Here is a 442-nt window from a genome sequence, read left to right on the forward strand (position 1 = left end):
GGTATAAATTACCCATTCATTTATCAACAGGAGATATGTTTATTAGTTTGCAATAGGTCATTCACCTGCAGTGCCAGTCAGCTAAATGGGACCATCCTCATCCTTTAACTCACCGTCAAAGGACGGTCGTGTTGTGCAATGGATTCTTGATGAACATATGGCAAATAGAAATGGAAAGATCACCTTATTCAAATACGTTATTGTTTAATCGCAACACGAAACTCTCGCTATCAATCGGCTTGCTTTTGCTCTTCCCGGCGCTGGTTCAGGGAGCGGATTCGCTCTATGACCAGCAAATCTTGCAAGCGCGCCAAGGTCAGTACGCCCCCTTTCTCAGTTACCTTCAGCAGTACCAGCTGCGGCATGCCTTAACCCTTTCTCAGGTGGCGGACTGGCTGCAGGTGGCCCTCTGGGCCGGTCAGGACGATGAAGTGGTGAAAGT

1 protein-coding gene is annotated in these 442 nt (G+C 48.0%); it reads left to right on the forward strand.

Features of this window, described 5'->3' with window-relative positions; translation table 11 throughout:
- Nucleotides 1-149: 149 nt before the first annotated feature.
- Nucleotides 150-442, forward strand: a 293-nt coding sequence (locus FJV41_RS55835; protein WP_220138019.1) for a hypothetical protein, incomplete at its 3' end; no start/stop codon positions are given.

The organism is Myxococcus llanfairpwllgwyngyllgogerychwyrndrobwllllantysiliogogogochensis, assembly GCF_006636215.1.
GTDB lineage: Bacteria > Myxococcota > Myxococcia > Myxococcales > Myxococcaceae > Myxococcus > Myxococcus llanfairpwllgwyngyllgogerychwyrndrobwllllantysiliogogogochensis.